Below are 18,346 nucleotides of genomic sequence, written 5' to 3' on the forward strand. Positions count from 1 at the left end.
GGTCGCAGCTCACGGGGGTGGGGGGAGGATGGGGGGATGATCGACGACGACGCCCGCTGCCCCTGCGGCACCGGTGAGAGCTACGGCGCGTGCTGCGGGCGCTTCCACCGCGGCCGCGCCGCACCGACCGCCGAGCTGCTGATGCGCTCCCGGTTCAGCGCCTTCGCCGCCGGGGACGAGGCCTACCTGCTGGCCACCTGGCACCCCGGCACCCGTCCCGCCTCCGTGACGCTGGACCCGGACGTGCGCTGGTACCGGCTCGACGTGCACGCCGCCGACGGCGGCGGGCCCTTCGGGAGCGAGGGCCGGGTGGAGTTCAGCGCCCACTGGCGCGACGGCTCCGGGGCGCGCGGCCGGCAGCGGGAGAGCTCCCGGTTCGTGCGCGAGGGCGGCCGCTGGTTCTACGTGGACGGCACCCCCGCCTGACGCCGGGCGGCTCAGTCGTCCTCGAGGTCGGCCAGCACGCAGAACTCGTTGCCCTCCGGGTCGGCCAGCACCACCCACGTCACCTCGGGGCCCTGCCCCACGTCCACCCGGCGCGCGCCGAGGGACTCCAGGCGGGCCACCTCCCCGTCCTGGTCGGTGTCCGCCGCCCGGAGGTCGAGGTGCAGCCGGTTCTTGGCGGTCCTCGGCTCCGGGACGAGCAGGAAGTCCAGGTGCGGGCCCGGGCCCTCGGCGGGGGCGATCCCCACGTAGCCCTCGGCCTCGCCGTGGACCACGTAGCCCAGGGCGGCGCACCAGAAGCGGGCCAGGGCCGCGGGGTCGCGGCAGTCGACGACGACGGAGGACAGGGTGCTGGTCATGGGGCCAGCCTAGGCCCGGCGCCGCCGCCGGGAAAGGCGCTGCAGGAGCGGGCGGGCGCGCTGGAGGACGGGCCAGTACGTGCCCGGGAACAGCCGCGCCGCCAGGTCCGGCAGCACCGCACTGGGGGCCACCAGCAGCCGGCCCCGGCGCCGCTCCACCGCCTCCAGGATGTCCGCGGCCGCCCGCTCGGCCGGGTAGCTCAGCAGCGCGGCGAAGCTCTCGCGGCCGGCCGCGGCCTGCTCGGCCGGCACGCCGGCCGGGGTGCGGGCCGACTCGGCGATCCGGGTCCGGACCCCGCCGGGGTGGACCACGGTGACGCCCACCCGGCCGGCCAGCTCGTGGCGCAGGCCCTCCGTGAACCCGCGCACGGCGTACTTGCTGGCGGAGTAGGCCACCTGCCCGGGCGGGGCGATGAGCCCGAACAGGCTCGAGAGGTTGACCAGGTGGCTGCCGGGGGTGGCGAGCAGGGCGGGCAGCAGCCGGCGGGTGAGGATCACCGGGGCCCGGAAGTTGATGTCCATGAGCCAGTCGAACTCCTCGGCGGAGACCTGCTCGAAGGTGCCGCCGAGGGCCACGCCGGCGTTGTTCACCAGCAGGTCGATGCGCGGGTGCTCGGCGAGGATCCGGTCGGCGACGGCGGGCAGCGCGGAGAGCTCGGCCAGGTCCGCCACGACGGTGCGCACCCGCACCTCCGGGTGCCGCCGGCGGATCGTGCCGGCGACGCCCTCGAGCCCGGGCTCGTCCCGGTCGAGGAGCACCAGGTGGGCGCCGCGGGCGGCGAGGCCGTGGGCCAGCTGCTCGCCGATGCCGCCGGCGGCGCCGGTGAGCACCGCGGTGGCGCCGGGAAAGCGGAAGGGGGCGGAGGGGGACACGGACTGCTCCTGGGACGAGGGACGGGACCGGGGGACGGGCTCAGGCTCCAGTGTGGGCCGCTGTCGCCGAGCCGGGCTTGACCGCTCACGACAGGAAGTTGACCCGGTGCGACACGCTCAGCCGGCGCGGGCCGTCCCGCGGCGCACCTCCCGCGGCGGGGCGCCCCACCAGCGGCGGGCGCACCGGGTCAGCGCCGAGGACTCGGACAGCCCCACGAGCCCGGCGATCTGGCTCAGCGGGACCTCGGTGGTGGTGAGCCAGCGCAGGGCCGCGCTGCGCCGGGCCTCGTCCAGGACCGCGCCGAAGGTGGTGCCCTCCTCGGCCAGCCGGCGCTGGAGGGTGCGGGGGTGCAGGTCCAGGACGCGGGCCACCGCCTCCAGCTCCGGGGCCGCGGTGCCCAGCAGCTGCACCAGCACCCCGCGGACCCGCGGCGCCCACGCCGAGCCCGCCCCCGGGATCTGGGCGTCGAGGAAGGCCAGCGCCACCTGCCGCACGCCGGCGTCCCCGTGCAGCGGCCGGGCGAGCGTGCTCGTGGGGATCCGCAGCAGGACCTCGGGCCGGCCCGGGCGCACCGGCACGCCGAAGAACTCCTCGTAGACCCGCAGCGGCGCGGCGGGGCGGTGGTCCAGGTCGACCGTGCGCAGCCCGTAGCGGCCGCCGACCAGCGAGGTGAGGGCCCGGTGCAGCAGTCCCAGCCCGAGGTCGGTGCCCTGCGGGCTGCCGCGCCCGCCCCGGGCCGCCGGGACGTGCCCGCCGTAGCGCACGGCCGTCACCCCGCGGGCGCCGTAGGGGTCCTCGACCAGCGCGAGCTCGAGCGAGGGGGCGTGCACGAAGAGGTAGCGGGACACGCACTCCAGGGCGTCGCGCACCGTCTCGGAGTGGCGGGCGGCCAGCGCCAGCGGCCCGAGCACGCCCGGGTCCTGCCGGGCGGCGACCCGCAGCCCCAGGTCGGGGCAGGCAAGCTCCAGGGCGGCGGTCTCCAGCACCCGCCCGACGGCCCGCTCCGGGACCAGGAGGTCGTCGGTGTCCAGGGCGGCCCGGGGCAGGCCGGCGGCGTCGGCGAGCGCCTCGGCGTCGCCCCCGAGCTCGGCCACGGCGGCGCGGAAGCCGCGCAGTCCCGCGGAACGGATGACGGACATGTCGCCCAGAGTCAAGCAATCGTCGTGCAGCGTCAAGTGCTGCCGGGCGCGGCGGGGGATCCTGTACCCATGTCAGCCTCTTTCCCCACCCCCGAGAACCCCGCCGGGGCGGAGCACCGCGACGTCGTGGTCGTCGGCGCGGGCCTGTCCGGCATCGGCGCGGCCTACCGCCTGCAGACCGAGTGCCCCGGCCTGTCCTACGCCGTCCTGGAGGCGCGCGACGGGATGGGCGGGACCTGGGACCTGTTCCGCTATCCCGGCGTCCGCTCCGATTCCGACATGTTCACCCTGGGCTACTCCTTCAAGCCCTGGCGGGACCCGCAGTCCATCGCCGACGGCCCGTCGATCCTCGCCTACATCCGCGAGACGGCCGAGGAGTTCGGCATCGACCGGCACATCCGCTACCGCACCAAGGTGGTCTCGGCCGACTGGTCCTCCGCGGACGCCCGGTGGACGCTGGGCCTCGAGGAGCGCGACGACGAGGGTGGGCTCCGGCGGCGCACGATGACGTGCTCCTTCCTGTACTCCTGCGCCGGGTACTACGACTACGAGCGGGGGCACGACCCCGTCCTGCCCGGGATCGAGGAGTTCGGGGGCCGGGTGGTGCACCCGCAGTTCTGGCCCGAGGAGCTGGACTGGAGCGGGCAGCGGGTGGTGGTGATCGGCAGCGGTGCCACGGCGGTGACCCTCGTGCCGGCCATGGCCGCGGACGCGGCGAGCGTGACGATGCTGCAGCGCTCCCCCACCTGGATCAGCGCCGTGCCCGGCCGGGACCGGCGCGCCGACGCCCTGCGCCGGGCCCTGCCCCCGGGACCGGCCCACCGGCTGATCCGGACGAAGAACATCCTGTTCAGCACGGCCGTCTACCAGTTCTGCCGGCGCCGCCCGGCCGCGGCGCGGGAGTACTTCACGTCCCGGGCCGCGCGCATCCTCGGCTCGGAGGAGCTCGTGGCCGAGCACTTCACCCCGTCCTACGACCCCTGGGACCAGCGGCTGTGCGCCGTGCCGAACGCGGACCTGTTCAAGGCCCTGCGGCGGGGCCGGGCGGACGTGGTCACCGACACGATCGACACGTTCGTGCCCGAGGGGATCCGGTTGAGCAGCGGCCGGGTCCTGGAGGCCGACGTGGTGGTCACCGCCACGGGGCTGAGGCTGCTGCCCTTCGGCGGGATCGCCCCGACCGTGGACGGCGCCCCGGTGGAGCTGTCGGAGCAGTTCGTCTGGAACGGCGCCATGCTCACGGGCGTGCCCAACTTCGCCCTGTGCATCGGCTACACCAACGCCTCATGGACGCTGCGGGCCGACCTGACGCACCGTCTGGTCTGCAAGGTGCTCCAGCACCTGGAGCGCCACGACGCCGCCGCCGCGGTGCCCAAGGCCGCCCCGGGCATGACCGAGCACCCGCTGCTGGACCTCAGCTCCGGCTACGTCCGGCGCTCGATCGACGCGTTCCCCCGCCAGGGCGACCGCCACCCGTGGCGGGTGCGGCAGAACTACCTGCTGGACTCGGCGACCACCCTGCGCACGCCGCTGTCCCGGACCCTCGACCTGATCCCCCGCCCCGCCGCCCGCCCCGCGGCCGCACCCCAGGAGACCCACGCATGACCGAGCAGCACACCTCGCAGCCCGCCGCCGGCGCACCGGGGGCCACGACGACGGTGCAGGTCGCCGGCCGGCCCGTGCGCATCCGCCTCTCCGGGCCGGAGCAGGCTCCGCCCGTGGTGCTGCTGCACGGGATCGGGCGCAGCCTCGAGGACTGGTCGGCCGCCCACGAGCTGCTCGCCCAGGACCACCGGGTGCTGAGCACCGATCTGCCCGGCTTCGGGCTGAGCCCCGCGGGCCCGGAGAAGCCGGGGCTCGCGGCGTTCGCCCGTTCCGTGGTCGGGGTGCTCGACGCGGTGGGCGAGGACCGCCCGGTGCACCTGATGGGCAACTCCCTGGGCGGAGCCGTGGCGATGACCGTGGCCGCGGAGCACCCGGAGCGGGTGGCGAGCCTGCTGCTGGCCAACAGCGCCGGGTTCGGCCGGGAGGCCAACGTCTCCCCGCTGCCGATGGTGTGGGCCGCGCTGTCCCGCCTGCCCGTGGTGGGCCACCGGTTCCGCCCGCTGGCCAGGGCCGCCGCGGTGCGCTCGAACCAGAACTGCTTCTTCGACCCGGCGCTGGCCACGCCCGAGCTCCTCCGGCACGCGGCGCAGGTGGGCTCCCAGCCGGACTTCCGGGCCACCTTCGTGGGCACCTACCGCAGCATCGGGCTGCCGGTGGTGGGTGTGCTGCCCGGCTGGCGCCGGGCCCTGCTGGAGAGGATCCGCGACTCCGGGCTGCCCGTGCTCGTGCTGTGGGGCGACGCCGACGCCGTGCTGCCCGCCCACCACGCCGAGGCCGCGGCCGCCGCCCTGCCCGAGGCCCGGCTGCACGTGTTCCCGGACACCGGGCACATGCCGCAGATCGAGCGGACCGCGGAGCTGGTGGAGCTGGCCCGGGAGTTCGTGGCCTCCGCCGAGGAGCGCCGCGCGGCCTCCTGAGCCCCCACCGCGGCCCCGGCCGCCCGCGGCGTGGATCCCGGAGCCGCTCCGCCCCGGGGCGCCTGCCCCTGCCCTCCTCCCCGGTGACCCCGCCCGCGGCATCCCGCCCCGGTCGACCCGGTGCCGAGCGGCGCACCGCGAGCGGCGCCGCCGGGCATGACTGCCGCCCGAACAGGTCCTTTCCGGCATCCACACCCCGACCCCTTCCGGTGGGAAAGCGCTTTCGGCTACCGTCCTGCCCAGCACCCCCAGTGACCCCCATCACAGTTCTCCCCCTCACCGGGGCGTGCCCACCGCAACGACGGAAGAGGGATCATGCGCCCACGCGCCTCGTACTTGTCCATGTCCTTGTCCATCTCCACCGCCGCCGCACTGGCGCTGCTCACGGCGGCCCCCGCGGCCGCCGCCCCCGGTCCGCTCGCCGACCCGACGGCGCAGTCGGCCCGCACCCCGGTCGAGCGGCAGGTGCTGCCCGCCGGTGACGGCTGGGCCTCCGCCGACGGCGGGACCACCGGCGGGGCGGCGGCCGCCCCCGCCGACGTCCACGACGTCGACGACCGGGCCGGGCTCCTCAAGGCGCTCGCCGCCTCGGGCGAGCGGCCGAAGATCATCCGCGTGCACGGGCGGATCGACGCCAACACGGCCCCCGACGGCTCCGCGCTGGACTGCGCGGACTACGCGGCCGGCACCGGCTACGACCTGGAGCAGTACCTGCAGGACTACGACCCCGCCACCTGGGGCCGGGACCGCGACCCCGCCGGGGCGCAGGAGGACGCCCGCCGCGCCGCGGCCGCGAACCAGGCGCGCACGATCCGCTGGGACGTCCCCAGCAACACCACGATCGTCGGTGCGGGCCCGGACAGCGAGATCCGCGGCGCCGCGCTGCGGGTCAACGGGGCCGACAACGTCATCCTGCGCAACCTGACGTTCTCCGACGCCGCCGACTGCTTCCCGGCCTGGGACCCGGGCGACGGCAGCACCGGGGCCTGGAACAGCGAGTACGACCTGCTGCAGGTCATCAACGGCGCCAGCCACGTGTGGGTCGACCACTCGGAGTTCACCGACGCCCCGAACCCCGACAGCGGGCAGCCCAGCTACTTCGGCTCCCCCTACCAGGTGCACGACGGCGCCCTCGACGTGACCAACGGCTCGGACCTGGTCACGATCTCCTACAACCGGTTCACCGACCACGACAAGCTGATGCTCATCGGCTCCACCGACTCCCCCACCCGGGGGGACCCCGGCCGGCTGCGGGTGACCGTCCACCACAACGTGTTCGAGGACGTCGGCCAGCGGGCCCCCCGGGTCCGCTACGGCCAGGTGGACGTCTACAACAACCACTACGTGGTGCCCGAGGACGGGTCCGTGCCCTACGTGTACTCCCTGGGCGCGGGGATCGAGTCGCACCTGTACGCGGAGGCCAACGCCTTCACCCTGCCCGCCGGCACGGACCCCGCGCGGATCATCGGCCGCTACAAGGGCTCGGTCATCGCCACCGTGGACAACACCGTGAACGGCAGGAAGGTCGACCTCCGGGCCGCCTACAACGCCGCCGCCCCCGCGACCGCGCAGCTGGCCCACGACACCTCCTGGACGCCCACGCTGCGCCCCCAGGTGCACTCCGCACAGGCGGTGCCGGCGCTGCTGGCCCGCACCGCCGGCCCCGTGCTCAGCACCGGCGGGAACCGGTGAGCCCCGCCGCGCCCACCCGGCGCACCCTCCTGACCGCGTTCGCGCTGGCGGCCGGCGCCACCGCCCTGACCGGCGCGGCGGGCACCCCGGCCCTGGCCGCGCCGGGAGCCGCCGGCAACACCGGCGGGATCCGGCGCACCCGCCCGGCGCTGTTCGTCGTCGGCGACTCGACGTCGTCCGCCTACCAGCACTCCGAGCGCCCCCGCGCGGGCTGGGGCCAGGCGATGCCCCTGCTGCTGGGCCCCCGGGCCGGCGTGCTGGACTACGCCTGGTCCGGGGCCTCGTCCAAGAGCTACGCGGACGCCGGGCTGCTCGACCGGGTGCTGGGCATGCTCCAGCCCGGGGACCACCTGCTCATCGCGTTCGGCCACAACGACGAGAAGGTCCAGGACCCGGCCCGCGGCACGCTGCCGGGCTCCACCTTCGAGGCGTACCTGCGCCGCTACGTCGACGGCGCCCTCGCGCACGGCGCGCAGCCGGTACTGGTCACCCCGGTGGAGCGGCGGCGCTTCGACGCCTTCGGGGCGGCCCGGGACACCCACGGCGCCTATCCGCAGGCCGTGCGCGACCTCGCGGCGGCCACCGGCACGCCCCTGGTGGACCTGACCGCCTCCTCCAAGGACCTGTGGCAGCGCCTCGGCCCCGAGGGGACGACGTCCCACTTCCTGCACCTGGCGCCGGGCGAGCATCCGCAGTACCCGCAGGGCTCGGCGGACAACACCCACTTCCAGGCCCTCGGCGCCCTGGCGGTGGCCCGGCTGGTCGCCGGCGAGCTGCGGTCCCGGCGGATCGTGCCGCCGGGCTGGTTCGCGGACACCGCCGCGGCGGCCGACCCGCTGGGCCGGATGTACTGGCCCGGCGAGCGGCCCGTGGACACCCCCGTGGTGCTCGACGTCGGGCCCGGCGAACGGTTCCGCACCGTGCAGTCCGCCGTGGACGCGGCGGAGCCGGGCGGCGCCCGCCGGACGGTGATCCGGATCCAGCCCGGGGAGTACCGGGAGGTCCTGCACGTGCCGTCGAGCAGACCGCGGATCTCCCTGGTCGGGACGGGCGCGGGACCCGAGGACGTGGTGCTGGTGCACGACAACGCCTCCGGGACCCTGAAGCCCGACGGGAGCGGCCCGTTCGGCACGTTCGGCAGCGCCTCCGCCCGGGTGGACGGCGCGGACTTCGTGGCGCGGAACCTGACGTTCGGCAACGACTTCGACGAGGCCGCGCACCCGGAGATGAAGAACCGCCAGGCGGTGGCCCTGCACCTGACCGGTGACCGGGCGGTCCTCTCCGGGGTGCGCCTCCTCGGCAACCAGGACACCCTGCTGGTCAACTCCCCGGCGAGCGGCGTGGCCGCGCGGTCCTGGTTCGACCGGTGCTACGTCGAGGGCGACGTCGACTTCGTGTTCGGACGCGGCACCGCGGTGTTCGACGGCTGCGAGCTGCGGTCCCTCGACCGCGGCTCCGACAGCAACAACGGGTACGTCACGGCCGGCAGCCAGGATCTGAGCATCGAGCGCGGGTACCTGTTCACCGGCTGCCGCTTCACGTCCGGGGCCGCCGCCGGCACCGTGCACCTGGGCCGCCCCTGGCACCCCAGCGGCGACCCGCGGGCCGTGGCGCAGGTGCTCGTGCGCGACTCCTGGCTCGGCGCCCACATCGCGGCGAGCCCGTGGACGGACATGAGCGGCTTCTCGTGGCGGGAGGCCCGCTTCGCCGAGCACGCCAACCGCGGCCCGGGCGCGCAGCTCACCTCGGACCGCCCCCAGCTGCCGGCCGGCGAGGCGGAGCGCTTCACCGTCCGCGACTATCTCGCGGGCGAGGACGGCTGGGCCCCGCAGCTGGCCGGCACGGCGGTCGACTGCACCGCCCTGCTGGACCTGCCGGGCTGACGCCGCCACGGGCGGGTGGCCCGCCGGGCGGCGCGCGCCCCCGGCGGACCACCGCCCGGCAGGCCTCCCGGCGCCACCTGCCCGGGTGCCGGCGCCCGTGGCGGCGGCACCCGTCAGCGCTGCTGGTACAGTTCTGCCGCCGGCACGCGCACGCGCCGGACTCGACTGCGGCGAGGGGGCCCGCACACAGGACGGAACGGGTGGGCCTGACCCATGGTGGATTCGACGACGGCCGACGCGCGCTCCGTGCAGCTGGAGGACCTGCTGCTGGCCTCCGAGGACCTGACGGACTTCCTGCAGCAGTTCGTGCTCAGCACGGCACGGCACCTCGCGGAGGACGCCGACGACCTGTGGTGCTCGATCACCCTGGTGCGCGGTGCCGCCGCGGCCACGGTGGTCGCCAGCCACCGGCGGGCCGCCGCCCTGGACGAGGTCCAGTACACCTTCGACGGCGGTCCGTGCCTGAGCGCGGCGGACCGGCACCGGGTCGTGCTGCTGGCCGACACCCGCACCGACCGGCAGTGGCCGGCCTACAGCCGGGCGGCCGCGGAGCACGGGATCCGCTCCGTCCTGGCCGTGCCCTTCGAGCTGGAGGACCGGGCCCGGGCCGCGCTGAACGTCTACTCGGGGACGCTGCGCCAGTTCGACGCCCGGACCACCGCCGCGATCGAGCGGGAGGTCGAGCTGGCCTCCCGGGCCCTGCGCCTGGCCCTGCGCCTGGCCCGGCACCGCGAGACGCAGACCGACCTGGCCGCGGCGATGGCCTCGCGCACCACGATCGACATGGCCATCGGGCTGGTGATGGCCCGCCAGGGCTGCACCCAGGACGACGCCGTGGCCCTGCTGACCGCGGCGTCGAACCACCGCAACGTCAAGCTGCGCGACGTCGCGGCCCAGCTGGTGGCGGCGGCCAACGACGGGCCGACGAGCACGCACTTCAACCCCTCCGAGCCGCCCGCGTCGCGGCCCCGGCCCGTGCCGTCCCCGGCGGACGGGAGCGTGGCCTGAGCCCGGGCGGCGCGGCGGGTCCCGGCCGGCGCCGGCGGTGGCGCCCCGGGGGCGGCGCGGCTACGATCGGGGAGTGCGTCGAGTAGTCGGCCGCGACTTTGTCGTAGCCAGCGAAAGAAGCTCCCGTGCACTCTCTTCCCGACTCCCCCGCCGCCTCCCCGACCGTGGCCGTCCTGGGCGGTGACGCCGATCCCGCGCCGGGGCACGGCCGGGCCGGGCTCCCCGCCGCGGACGCCCCGCCCACCGACGCGACCGTTCTCGCTCCTGCCGAGGAGTTCCCGGAGATCCTGGAGGACCTCTCCCTGGTCGAGCTGCAGGTGCTCCACAGCCGTGTCACCCGCCAGGTCGAGCGCGAGCACCTGTCCGTCGAAGGACCGCACCCGCTCACCCGGGACCGGCACTACGACGTGGCGGCCGAGCTCGCGGCCCGGGGGCTCCTGCGCATCGGGTGAGCCCCGCGCCGGCCGCGGCCCGTCAGCTCCGGGGCGGGGTGCGGCCGGCGTCGTCGTGGAAGACGTCCTCGACCGACCGGCCGAAGAACCGCGCCAGGGCGAGGGCCACGGACAGGGACGGCTCGGACCGCCCGTTCTCCACCGCGTAGATCGTCTGCCGGGAGACCCCCACGGCGATGGCCAGCTGCCCCTGCGACAGGGTCCGGGCGGCCCGCAGCGCCTTCAGCTCGTTGCGCATCTGACACCACCTCCTCGGACACCCTCGTCGGTTACCAAGCAACCTTAGCGGCTTCGGCGGCGCACTGCTGGACGCGGCGCGGCACGGGTGCCTGCACGTTCCCCGGAAGCCCGCCGCGGGGCGCGTCACGGAGCGTGCAACGCCCCGGGCGGGGCGGCGTCGCGGCGCGGGGGCGTCCCGGCGACGAACGAGCGGGCCCAGGCCCCGTCCTTGTACTGGGCGGGCACCGCCCCGCCGAGCAGCTCCCGGCCGAGCGCCGCCGCCTCCGGCGAGCCGGCCGCCGGCAGCGGCGCGGCGGAGGCGGCCAGCACGATGTTGCCGTAGCGGCGGCCCTTGAGCATCGCCGGGTCGGCCACGGCGCCCACGTGCTCGAAGACCTCGGACAGCGCGGCCAGCTCGGCCCGCGCCCCGGCGAGGTCCCGGGTGTCCCCGCAGTTGAGCACGTACAGCCCGCCCGGGGCCAGCACGCGGGCCACGTGCCGGGCGAACTCGACCGTGGTCAGCGGTCGCGGGGTCGTGGCCCCGGCGAACACGTCCCGGACCACCACGTCCCGGGTGGCCGGGGTCAGCGACTCCGTGACGGCGCGGGCCTCCCCCACCCGGATCCGCAGCCGCGGGGCGCGCGGGAGGTCGAACCACTGCCGGACCAGCTCGGCGAGCCGGCCGTCGAGCTCCACGACGACCTGCCGCGCCGCCGGATAGGCGTGGGCGAGGTACCGGGCCATCGAGCAGGCGCCCCCGCCCAGGTGCAGGACGCGCAGCGCGGAGGGGTCCAGGTGCGCGCCGACGTGGGCGTGGACCAGCGCGGCGATCCAGCGCATGTACTCGAAGTCCAGGCGTTCGGGGTGCTGCGGGTCCACGTGGGAGGAGGGCACCCCGTTGACGTGCAGCACCCAGGAGCCGGGAGCGTACTCGTCCGGCACCAGTTCGGCGGTGCCGGTGGAGATCTCGTAGCTGCCGGCCGCGGGGCCGCCCGGGGCGGCGGGCTCCGGCGCCCGGCGCCCGCGGCGGGCCGCGCGGCTCACACCGGGCCCGTCGTCCGCACCATCCGGTGCATGCGCTGGCCGGTCCACGGCCCGCCGGCGGGGAAGGACTCGTCCAGGGCGCGGAAGCCGTGCTTGGCGTAGAAGTGCTCGGCGCGGTCGTTGCCGTCCATGATCCACAGGTAGGCGTCCGCGGGGCCGATGGCGGCCTCCAGCAGCGCGGCGCCCAGTCCGGTGCCGTGCGTCGCGGCGAGGGTGTAGAGCTGGAACAGCTGCCGGGGGACCACCGGGGCGGGCACCCCGGCGCGGGACTCCCACGCGGCGGGGGCCGGTCCGGCGGAGACCAGCCCGAGGGCGGTCCCGTCGTCGTCGAGCGCCCAGAGGGTGCGCACGCGCGGGTCGGCGAGGAGGTCGCGGTCGTAGCCGGCCGTGCGGTCGGCCGCGTCCTGCTGCCGGTCGGCGAAGGCGTCGCCGAAGATCGGGCGATAGGTCTCGTCGAGGCAGCGCAGGTGCAGGGCGGACCACGCGGGTGCGTCGGCGACGCCCGCGGGGCGCACCCGCGCGGCCGTGGTGGCGCGGGTCAGGACTCGATCGCCTGCCGCCGGATCGCGGCCTCGAGCCGCTCCACCTTGCCGGTCAGCTCACCGGTGCGACCGGGGCGGATGTCGGCCTTGAGCACGAGGGACACCCGGGGCCCGTAGGCGCCGACGGCCTCGGTGGCGCGCTTGACGACGTCCATGACCTCGTCCCACTCGCCCTCGATCGTGGTGAACATGGCGTCGGTCTCGTGCGGCAGTCCGGAGTCGCGGACCACCCGGACGGCGGCGGCGACGGCGTCGTGCACGGAGCCGGTGGCGTCGGAGCCACCGGACGGGGAGACGGAGAAGGCAACCAGCATGCCCCCAGTCTCCCATCCGGGACGCCCGGGGAGAACCCCGCGCCACGACGACGACGGTCCCGCCCGACCCGCGGTCCTCCGCCCCGCGAGCCCGGCCGGAGCGACCGCCGAGGTCGTGCGGCAGGTCGTCGAGCGGCGGGAGCGGACCCCCTGCCCGAACGATACCCCCAAGGGTATACGGGATCCCCCAGGGGGTATAGACTGGGCGTGACCCTCCCCCGTCTCCCAGGAGCGCCCCGTGCAACTCGATCCCCAGGACCTCACCCCGACCATCAACCGCCTCAAGCGGGCGCAGGGCCAGCTCACCGCCGTCATCCGCATGCTCGAGGAGAGCCGCGACTGCAAGGACGTGGTGACCCAGCTCTCCGCGGTCTCCCGCGCCCTGGACAAGGCCGGCTTCAGCATCATCGCGACCGGCCTGGAGCAGTGCCTGCGCCAGGAGGACCCGAGCCTGGACAAGGCCGAGCTGGAGAAGATGTTCCTCTCCCTGGCCTGAGCGGCCGCGGGGCCGGGCGTCGGGCGCCGCGGCCCGGTCCCCGGAAGGGGCGGACCCTAGACTGGGGCGAGCACGTCAGCCCCGAGCCCGCCCACCGGAGGACGCCCAGACCATGACCCAAGGCATCTACGTCAGTGCCATGACGCCGCAGTCGGGCAAGTCGCTCGTGACCCTCGGGCTGGCCGACTCGCTGTTCCGCAGGACCGACCGCCTGGGCTACTTCCGCCCCGTCCACCTCGGGAGCAGCCCGGCGGAGGACCCCATGGTCCAGCTCATGAAGCGCAACTTCGACCTCCCCGACGAGCGGTGCCGCGGCGGCCTCTCGCTGGCCCGCACCCGGGAGCTGCTCGCGGCCGGGGACCACGACGAGCTCGACTCGATGGCCGTGAGCGTCTACGGCGAGATGGCCCGGCACTGCGACGTGATCGTGGTGGACGGCACGGACCTGCTGGCGCACAACGCGGCCACCGCCGAGTTCGACATGAACGCCCGGATGGCCAACAACCTGGGCACCTCGGTGCTGGCCGTGATCGGCGCGGACGAGTCCGAGTCCCCCGAGGACGTCCTCAACGCGATCGAGGTCACCCGCGCGGAGCTCCACCAGGCCCGGTGCGACATCTTCGCCGTCATCGTCAACCGGGCCCGGCCCGAGTGGGTCGACCAGCTCAGCACCAACGCCTCCCGGGGCGTGCGCGGGCTGCCCGTCTACGTGATCGCCGAGAACGCCGCGGTGGCCGCGCCCACCGTGGCCGAGCTGCGGGACCGGCACGGCTTCGGGGACGGGCCCTCCGCCGTCTCCCTGGACCGCGACGTCAAGGGCGTGAAGATCGCCGCGATGACGGTGGCCCACTACCTCGAGCAGCTCGCCGACGGCGACTTCGTCATCACGCCGGGGGACCGCTCCGACATCGTCGTCGCGTCCCTGGCCTCCGCCCTGTCCCCGGCCCTGCCGGTCCCCTCGGGGATGCTGCTGACCGGCGGCTTCGGCACCGAGGGGCGGATCCAGGAGCTCACCGCCGCGGCGCCGTTCCCCGTGCTCACCACGGGGCTCGACACCTACAGCGCCGCCCGCGCGGTCTCCCGCTCCCGGGGCACCCTCTCGGGGGCGCATCCGCGCAAGGTCGCGGCCGCGCTGGGCGAGTGGGCCCGGCGCGTGGACGACGAGGAGCTGGTCAGCCGCCTTGACCTGCCGCGCCCGCTGCGGCGCACGCCGCTGCGCTTCCTGCACGAACTCGTCGAGGCGGCGCGCACGCAGCGGAAGAACATCGTGCTGCCCGAGGGCGAGGACCCCCGCATCCTGCGCGCGGCCGAGATGATCCACCGCCGCAACTTCTGCGACCTCACGATCCTCGGCGACCCGGCGAAGATCGCGGGCCTGTGCCAGACGGAGGGCATCAACCTCGACTTCGACGACGAGGGGCTCACGCTCATCGACTTCGAGCACGACGAGGCGCTGCGCGAGAAGTACGCCGGCGAGTACGTGCGGCTGCGCGCCCACAAGGGCGTGCAGCCGGAGGCGGCCCTGGAGCGGATGCTCGACGGCTCCTACTTCGGCACCATGATGGTGCAGATGGGGGACGTGGACGGCATGGTCTCCGGCGCCGCGCACACCACGGCCAACACGATCCGCCCGGCCCTGGAGTTCGTGAAGACCTCCGAGGGCGTGCGGATCGTCTCCTCCGTGTTCTTCATGCTCCTCGAGGACCGCGTGCTGGTCTACGGCGACTGCGCGGTCAACCCGAACCCGGACGCCCAGCAGCTCGCGGACATCGCGCTCGCCTCCGCCCGCACCGCCCGCCAGTTCGGCGTGGAGCCCAGGGTGGCGATGCTCTCCTACTCCACCGGCGGCTCCGGCTCCGGTCAGGACGTGGACAAGGTCCGGGCGGCCACCGAGATCGTGCGCGCGGCGGACCCCGAGCTGGAGGTCGAGGGCCCCATCCAGTACGACGCCGCCGTGGACGCCTCGATCGCGGCCTCCAAGCTGCCCGGCTCGACCGTGGCGGGACGGGCGACGGTGTTCGTCTTCCCGGACCTCAACACCGGCAACAACACCTACAAGGCCGTCCAGCAGTCCGCCGGCGCCGTGGCCGTGGGCCCGGTGCTGCAGGGGCTGCGCAAGCCCGTCAACGACCTCTCGCGGGGATGCACCGTGGACGACATCGTCAACACGGTGGCGATCACCGCGATCCAGGCCCAGCACATGTGAGCCGGCGCCCCGCCGCCCGGTCCGCGTCCACCCGTTCCCGACCGTCCCGTTCCCGACCGCCCCAGGGGGTCCCACCATGCTCGTGCTCGTCGTCAACTGCGGCTCGTCCTCGCTGAAGTACCAGGTCCGGGAGCTGGAGCCGGGCGCCGACGGCGGCACCGTGCTCACGTCCGGGCTGATCGAGAACATCGGCAGCTCCCGGATCCAGGACCACACACAGGCTCTCGAGCTGCTCGCCGGTCGCCTCGAGACCGAGCTGGACGGGCGGACCGTCGACGCCGCCGGCCACCGCGTGGTGCACGGCGGCGAGCGGTTCTCCGCACCGGTGCTGGCGACCCCGGAGATCATCCGCGACATCGAGCGGCTCGTCCCGCTGGCGCCGCTGCACAACCCCGCCGCGGTCCTGGGCCTGCGCGCCGTCCAGAAGACCTGGCCGCACCTGCCGCAGGTGTGCGTGTTCGACACCGCCTTCCATCGCACCATGCCCGAGCACGTGTGGCGCTACGCGGTCCCGGAGCGGTTCTACGAGCACTGGGGGATCCGCCGCTACGGCTTCCACGGCACCTCCCACGACTGGGTGACCGGGCAGGCGGCCGAGTTCCTGGGGATCCCGCGCGAGCGGTTCCGCGCCGTGGTCGCCCACCTGGGCAACGGCGCCTCCGTCACGGCGATCCGGGACGGCCGGTCCTACGACACCTCGATGGGCTACACGCCCCTGGCCGGACTCGTGATGGGCACCCGCACGGGGGACCTGGACCCGTCCGTGGTCACCGCCGTGCTGCGCCGGGACCCGGAGATGACCCCCGAGCGGCTCGACGCCGTGCTCAACAAGGAGTCCGGGCTGCGGGCCGTGGCCGGGGACCACGACATGCGCGCGGTCCAGGAGGCCGCCGAGCGCGGCGACGAGCGTGCCGAGCTGGCCCTGGAGATGGCGGCCTACCGCCTGGCGAAGTACGTGGGCGGCTACCACGTGGCCGTGGAGGGGGCGCAGGCGCTGGTCTTCACCGCCGGGATCGGGGAGAACGCCGCACCGTTCCGGAAGCGGGTGTGCGACCGGCTCGGCGCCCTGGGGGTCCGGCTCGACGACGACGCCAACGCCGCCCGCGCGCGCGGGACCCGGCGGATCTCGGCCCCCGGCTCGGCGCTCGAGGTGCTGGTGGTGCCCACCGACGAGGAGCAGGCGATCGCCGCGGCCACCGCGGCGCTGGTCGCCGGCTGAGCGGACCGGGGCACCGGAGCGGAGCACCGGAGCGGAGCACCGGGCCGGGACACCGGGCCAAGACACCGGACCGCCGCACCAGGGCGCGCCGCACCGCCGCGCCCCATCGTGCGCCACGACGGTGCTCCGCGCACCGATGACGGCACGGTGCCGCCCGCCCTTGACGGGGCGGCGGCGGAGGTGTCTGCTGAGGACAGGGCTCCGCTGACCGACGCGCCGGGCCGCACCGACGGCGAGGAGGATCCATGACCGCCCGTGACCGCTTCTTCCTCGACAAGTCCGATCCCGACTCCTGGCACGCCCTCAACGGGCTGGCCGGCACGGTCGCCGGCGCCGCCGAGGAGGCGGGGATCTCCCGGGCGGTGCTCGAACTCGTCAACGTGCGGATCTCCCAGCTCAACGGGTGCGCCTACTGCCTGGACCTGCACGTCCGCTACGCCGTGAAGGCCGGGGTGAGCTCCCAGCAGCTCGCCGTGCTGACCGCCTGGCGGGAGGCCGAGGCCCTGTACTCGGAACTCGAGCGCGCGGCACTGGCCGTCGGGGAGGCGGCCACCGTCCTGCCCGAGGAGTCGGCGCGCGCCGCGGAGCTCGCCGCGGCCCGGGAGGCGCTCACCGACGAGCAGTTCTCGGCGCTGCAGTGGGCGGCGGTGACGATGAACGCGTTCAACCGGATCTCGATCCTCTCCCGCCACCCCGTCCGGTCGAGGGGCGCCGCGAAGGCGGCCGCGGGGACGGCCCCGGCCCCGGCCACCCCTGCCCCGGCGCGCGTGCCCGGGAGCGGGGCATGACCAATCTGGATGCGCGCCCCGAGGAGGTCGTCTGCGCCGAGGGCGGCGGCGGCCCGCAGCTGCTCCCGCCGCGCGACGTGCCGCTGGGCGGGCCCCGGGCGATGACCGTGCGCCGGACCCTGCCCCAGCGCCGGCGGAGCCTGATCGGCTCCTGGTGCTTCCTGGACCACTACGGCCCGGACCCGGTCTCCGCGTCCGGGGGGATGCGGGTGGCCCGGCACCCGCACACCGGCCTGGCCACGGTGAGCCTGCTCTTCACCGGGGCGATCGCCCACCAGGACTCCGCCGGGTACCGCGCGATCGTGCGCCCCGGCGAGGTCAACCTCATGGTCGCCGGACGCGGGATCTCCCATCAGGAGTTCTCGACCCCGGACACCGGCCTCCTGCACGGGGTGCAGCTGTGGTACGCCCTGCCGGACCGGACCCGGCACACGGCCCCGACCTTCGAGCACTACGCACCGGAGCCCGTGCCCGGCCCGGGCAGCCTGCTGCGGGTGTACCTGGGCGCCCTGGCCGGGTCCGTCTCCCCGGTGCGGACCCACACCCCGCCCCTGCTGGCCGCCGAGATCGCCCTGGACGCCGGCGCCCGGCTGGAACTGGCGGTGGACCCGGCCTTCGAGCACGGGGTGCTGCTCGACGCCGGGGACCTCGTCCTCGAGGGGGACCCGGTGCCGGCGGGCCACCTGGCCTATCTGCCCCCGGGCCGGGCGCGCCTGGTCCTGCAGGCCGGGCCGCGCCCGGTGCGGGCGCTGCTGATCGGCGGGGAGCCCCTGGGCGAGCGCATCGTGATGTGGTGGAACTTCGTGGGCCGCAGCCACGCGGAGGTCGCCGCCTACCGGGCGGCATGGCAGGCGGAGATCGGAGCCGAACCGGCGCCGGACGGGGAGGCCGACCCGCGCTTCGGCCCCTATCCGGAGGGACAGCCCGCTCCGCTGCCGGCCCCCGCCCTGCCCACCGTCCCGCTGCGCCCGCGCGGCTGAGCCCCCGAGACCGCCCCGGACCGTCCGGGTCGCCCGGCACCGGGCCGGTCGTCCTGCACCGCCAGACCCCCGGCCACGAGGGGGCCGTCGTACGACGACTCGCCGACGTCTTTGCACCCGCGAACCCTCCGGCGGGCGGGATCAGCGGCTAGGTTCGGTGCTGAG

The 18,346-nt window shown here is 75.6% G+C and carries 19 protein-coding genes; 12 read left to right on the forward strand and 7 right to left on the reverse strand.

Annotated features, from left to right (window positions below; all coding sequences use genetic code 11):
• The first annotated feature begins 36 nt into the window (after positions 1-36).
• Positions 37-426: a YchJ family protein gene (locus AYX06_RS08515; protein ID WP_062735407.1), complete on the forward strand. Its 390-nt coding sequence runs from the start codon at positions 37-39 to the stop codon at positions 424-426.
• Between the two features lie 11 nt (positions 427-437).
• On the opposite strand, the gene AYX06_RS08520 is transcribed toward AYX06_RS08515, so the two are convergent.
• From AYX06_RS08520 to AYX06_RS08530, 3 genes are all read right to left on the reverse strand, one after another.
• Positions 438-803, reverse strand: coding sequence for a VOC family protein (locus AYX06_RS08520; RefSeq protein WP_062735408.1), 366 nt, complete (start codon positions 801-803; stop codon positions 438-440).
• Positions 804-812: 9 nt separating this feature from the next.
• The gene (locus AYX06_RS08525) at positions 813-1,676 is read right to left on the reverse strand and encodes an SDR family NAD(P)-dependent oxidoreductase (RefSeq protein WP_062735409.1); all 864 of its coding nucleotides are present in this window, start codon (positions 1,674-1,676) and stop codon (positions 813-815) included.
• Positions 1,677-1,793: 117 nt separating this feature from the next.
• Positions 1,794-2,816, reverse strand: a complete 1,023-nt coding sequence (locus AYX06_RS08530) for an AraC family transcriptional regulator (RefSeq protein WP_062735410.1) — start codon at positions 2,814-2,816, stop codon at positions 1,794-1,796.
• 69 nt (positions 2,817-2,885) lie between these two features.
• On the opposite strand from AYX06_RS08530, the gene AYX06_RS08535 reads away from it, so the two are divergent.
• From AYX06_RS08535 to AYX06_RS08560, 6 genes are all read left to right on the forward strand, one after another.
• Entirely contained in the window at positions 2,886-4,421 is a 1,536-nt protein-coding gene (locus AYX06_RS08535) for a flavin-containing monooxygenase (protein ID WP_062735411.1), read from the forward strand.
• Positions 4,418-5,338, forward strand: coding sequence for an alpha/beta fold hydrolase (locus AYX06_RS08540; protein ID WP_062735412.1), 921 nt, complete (start codon positions 4,418-4,420; stop codon positions 5,336-5,338). The genes AYX06_RS08535 and AYX06_RS08540 overlap by 4 nt, the downstream gene beginning before the upstream one ends.
• A gap of 342 nt (positions 5,339-5,680) precedes the next feature.
• Positions 5,681-7,030 (forward strand): pectate lyase family protein, encoded by a 1,350-nt coding sequence (locus AYX06_RS08545; protein WP_232319428.1) that lies wholly within the window; start codon positions 5,681-5,683, stop codon positions 7,028-7,030.
• Positions 7,027-8,913, forward strand: a complete 1,887-nt coding sequence (locus tag AYX06_RS08550) for a pectinesterase family protein (RefSeq protein ID WP_062735414.1) — start codon at positions 7,027-7,029, stop codon at positions 8,911-8,913. Before AYX06_RS08545 ends, AYX06_RS08550 begins: the two co-directional genes overlap by 4 nt.
• Before the next feature lie 213 nt (positions 8,914-9,126).
• On the forward strand, positions 9,127-9,921 hold the full coding sequence (locus AYX06_RS08555) for a GAF and ANTAR domain-containing protein (RefSeq protein WP_084271521.1): 795 nt from the start codon (positions 9,127-9,129) through the stop codon (positions 9,919-9,921).
• Positions 9,922-10,046: 125 nt separating this feature from the next.
• Positions 10,047-10,373, forward strand: a complete 327-nt coding sequence (locus tag AYX06_RS08560; protein WP_062735415.1) for a hypothetical protein — start codon at positions 10,047-10,049, stop codon at positions 10,371-10,373.
• A gap of 22 nt (positions 10,374-10,395) precedes the next feature.
• Here the strand turns inward: AYX06_RS08560 and AYX06_RS08565 are convergent, their stop codons facing one another.
• The 4 genes from AYX06_RS08565 to AYX06_RS08580 all read right to left on the reverse strand — a co-directional run bounded on the left by AYX06_RS08565 (position 10,396) and on the right by AYX06_RS08580 (position 12,492).
• Positions 10,396-10,611, reverse strand: coding sequence for a helix-turn-helix transcriptional regulator (locus tag AYX06_RS08565; protein ID WP_062735416.1), 216 nt, complete (start codon positions 10,609-10,611; stop codon positions 10,396-10,398).
• A 125-nt stretch (positions 10,612-10,736) separates the two neighbouring features.
• Positions 10,737-11,636 carry a spermidine synthase gene (locus AYX06_RS08570; RefSeq protein ID WP_062735417.1) on the reverse strand — a complete coding sequence of 300 codons (900 nt, stop codon included), beginning with the start codon at positions 11,634-11,636 and terminating at the stop codon, positions 10,737-10,739.
• Positions 11,633-12,151, reverse strand: a complete 519-nt coding sequence (locus AYX06_RS08575) for a GNAT family N-acetyltransferase (RefSeq protein WP_062735418.1) — start codon at positions 12,149-12,151, stop codon at positions 11,633-11,635. Before AYX06_RS08575 ends, AYX06_RS08570 begins: the two co-directional genes overlap by 4 nt.
• 23 nt (positions 12,152-12,174) lie before the next feature.
• A complete protein-coding gene (locus tag AYX06_RS08580; RefSeq protein ID WP_047802862.1) occupies positions 12,175-12,492 on the reverse strand; it encodes a thiamine-binding protein in 318 nt (105 codons plus the stop codon).
• Between the two features lie 238 nt (positions 12,493-12,730).
• Between AYX06_RS08580 and AYX06_RS08585 the strand changes: the two genes are divergently transcribed.
• From AYX06_RS08585 to AYX06_RS08605, 5 genes are all read left to right on the forward strand, one after another.
• Entirely contained in the window at positions 12,731-12,988 is a 258-nt protein-coding gene (locus AYX06_RS08585) for a metal-sensitive transcriptional regulator (RefSeq protein ID WP_047802863.1), read from the forward strand.
• A gap of 112 nt (positions 12,989-13,100) precedes the next feature.
• The gene (pta, locus tag AYX06_RS08590) at positions 13,101-15,194 is read left to right on the forward strand and encodes a phosphate acetyltransferase (protein WP_062735419.1); all 2,094 of its coding nucleotides are present in this window, start codon (positions 13,101-13,103) and stop codon (positions 15,192-15,194) included.
• 76 nt (positions 15,195-15,270) lie between these two features.
• Positions 15,271-16,413, forward strand: coding sequence for an acetate/propionate family kinase (locus AYX06_RS08595; RefSeq protein WP_062735420.1), 1,143 nt, complete (start codon positions 15,271-15,273; stop codon positions 16,411-16,413).
• 245 nt (positions 16,414-16,658) lie between these two features.
• Positions 16,659-17,201, forward strand: a complete 543-nt coding sequence (locus AYX06_RS08600; RefSeq protein WP_084271523.1) for a carboxymuconolactone decarboxylase family protein — start codon at positions 16,659-16,661, stop codon at positions 17,199-17,201.
• Positions 17,198-18,181, forward strand: coding sequence for a pirin family protein (locus tag AYX06_RS08605; protein ID WP_062735421.1), 984 nt, complete (start codon positions 17,198-17,200; stop codon positions 18,179-18,181). Before AYX06_RS08600 ends, AYX06_RS08605 begins: the two co-directional genes overlap by 4 nt.
• Positions 18,182-18,346 lie beyond the last annotated feature (165 nt).

The sequence above is a fragment of the Kocuria turfanensis genome, assembly GCF_001580365.1.
Classification (GTDB): Bacteria; Actinomycetota; Actinomycetes; order Actinomycetales; family Micrococcaceae; genus Kocuria; species Kocuria turfanensis.

What these genes read in the sequence shown, in the direction of transcription:
- pta (WP_062735419.1), top strand. Translation starts at nt 13,101, where the DNA reads ATGACCCAAGGCATCTACGTCAGTGCCATGACGCCGCAGTCGGGCAAG.
- AYX06_RS08580 (WP_047802862.1), bottom strand. Translation starts at nt 12,492, where the DNA reads ATGCTGGTTGCCTTCTCCGTCTCCCCGTCCGGTGGCTCCGACGCCACC.
- AYX06_RS08520 (WP_062735408.1), bottom strand. Translation starts at nt 803, where the DNA reads ATGACCAGCACCCTGTCCTCCGTCGTCGTCGACTGCCGCGACCCCGCG.
- AYX06_RS08535 (WP_062735411.1), top strand. Translation starts at nt 2,886, where the DNA reads ATGTCAGCCTCTTTCCCCACCCCCGAGAACCCCGCCGGGGCGGAGCAC.
- AYX06_RS08600 (WP_084271523.1), top strand. Translation starts at nt 16,659, where the DNA reads ATGACCGCCCGTGACCGCTTCTTCCTCGACAAGTCCGATCCCGACTCC.
- AYX06_RS08545 (WP_232319428.1), top strand. Translation starts at nt 5,681, where the DNA reads ATGTCCTTGTCCATCTCCACCGCCGCCGCACTGGCGCTGCTCACGGCG.
- AYX06_RS08595 (WP_062735420.1), top strand. Translation starts at nt 15,271, where the DNA reads ATGCTCGTGCTCGTCGTCAACTGCGGCTCGTCCTCGCTGAAGTACCAG.
- AYX06_RS08555 (WP_084271521.1), top strand. Translation starts at nt 9,127, where the DNA reads ATGGTGGATTCGACGACGGCCGACGCGCGCTCCGTGCAGCTGGAGGAC.
- AYX06_RS08540 (WP_062735412.1), top strand. Translation starts at nt 4,418, where the DNA reads ATGACCGAGCAGCACACCTCGCAGCCCGCCGCCGGCGCACCGGGGGCC.
- AYX06_RS08605 (WP_062735421.1), top strand. Translation starts at nt 17,198, where the DNA reads ATGACCAATCTGGATGCGCGCCCCGAGGAGGTCGTCTGCGCCGAGGGC.
- AYX06_RS08565 (WP_062735416.1), bottom strand. Translation starts at nt 10,611, where the DNA reads ATGCGCAACGAGCTGAAGGCGCTGCGGGCCGCCCGGACCCTGTCGCAG.
- AYX06_RS08530 (WP_062735410.1), bottom strand. Translation starts at nt 2,816, where the DNA reads ATGTCCGTCATCCGTTCCGCGGGACTGCGCGGCTTCCGCGCCGCCGTG.
- AYX06_RS08515 (WP_062735407.1), top strand. Translation starts at nt 37, where the DNA reads ATGATCGACGACGACGCCCGCTGCCCCTGCGGCACCGGTGAGAGCTAC.